The sequence below is a fragment of the Dactylosporangium sp. NPDC005572 genome (genome assembly GCF_040605515.1).
Classification (GTDB): Bacteria; Actinomycetota; Actinomycetes; order Mycobacteriales; family Micromonosporaceae; genus Dactylosporangium.
Genome location: NZ_JBEXCY010000473.1, coordinates 1 through 1,343, shown reverse-complemented (window position 1 = coordinate 1,343; position 1,343 = coordinate 1). Strand labels below are relative to the sequence as shown.

Here is a 1,343-nt window from a genome sequence, read left to right as displayed (position 1 = left end):
GCCGCGCCGTCGGCGTCGGCGACGGCGACGGCGACGGTCCCGTCGTCGCCGCCGGCCCCGGTCGACAACCGGATCCCCCGCACCGAGCTCGACGAGGCCACCCTCGACCTCCCGGACTGGGCCTCCGACGCGGTCGCGACCGGCTGCGTGTCGGGCCCGGTGCGGTTCAGCGGCGGCTTACACGTCATCCAGGACTCCACGGACATCCGCCAGGAACAGACGGTGTACACCGACGTCGACGGTGACGGCGGCCAGGAGACGGTGATCCGGTTCTCCTGCGGCGACCTGCTCACCACGTTCCAGGTCGTCGCGTTCGCCCGGGCCGGCGACGGCGGCATCCGCACCCTGGGCCAGGTGGTACGCCAGACCGGCGCGGTCAAGACGATCTGCGGCCTGCGGGCCGGCACCGGCGGCGCCGTCGAGGCCCAGGTCGGCGACTACGTCACACCGCAGCGCTGCTTCGAGCCGGGCCTGCACGTGCAGTTCCAGTGGCGCGCGTACTCCTGGGACGGCACCCGCTTCCGCCAGTCCGGCGGCCCGTCCTCGTTCCCGGTCAACCCGAAGGTCACCGACCTGGCGGTGACCGCGACCGACCTGGTGTTCCAGCGCGGCGAGGGCGGCACCTACGCGGGCTCGATGACGGTCACGGTCCGCAACGAGGGCGCGTTCCGGCTGCCGTACAGTGTGTGGGTCGCCGTTCCGGGCGGTCTCGCGCCGCAGGTGCCGGCCGGCTGCGAACTGGTGAACTACCCGCAGTCGGACGTGCTGCTGTGCGACAGCGAGGGCCTGGCGACCGGCGCGACGACGACCCTGACCGTCCAGTTCGTCGCCCCGGCCCCGGTGACCTCGAGCCTGGTGCCGATGGTGGGGGTGACGCCGGCCGAAGGCTACGCGGACCCGAACCGGGACAACGACACCGCCGAGTTCCGGATCACCTTCTGATGCGGGACCTTCGGCCCTGACGGGCGGCCCGCGCCGCGCGGCACGGTGAAGGGATGGGAGGGAGGACGTCATGACATCCCCATCCTGGAGCCGTGCCGCGTTCGTCGCCGCCGTCGGCGACGCCGTCTGGGCACCGTCCATCCACAACAGCCAGCCGTGGCGGTTCCGCTACCGCGACGGCGCCATCGACGTGCTCGTCGATCCTTCGCGGGCGCTGCCGGCCTGCGACCCGGCGGGCCGGGCGGCCCGCGTGTCGTGCGGCGCCGCCGCGTTCAACCTGACGCTGGCGCTCGCCGCGGGTGGCGCGCCCGCGCGGTACACGATGGGACTGGGGGGCACCGTGGTGCGGCTGACGCCCGGTGCGCCGCGCCCGCCCACCCCGGCCGAGCGCCGGCTGCACC

At 74.3% G+C, this 1,343-nt stretch carries 1 protein-coding gene and 1 pseudogene; both read left to right on the top strand.

The genetic code is table 11. The features are described from left to right. Window positions 1-942: hypothetical protein (locus ABZS66_RS61750; protein ID WP_354774306.1), on the top strand; the 942-nt coding region annotated here is incomplete at its 5' end. 70 nt (window positions 943-1,012) lie between these two features. Continuing rightward, a pseudogene (locus ABZS66_RS61745) lies at window positions 1,013-1,343 on the top strand (nitroreductase); the annotation flags it as partial.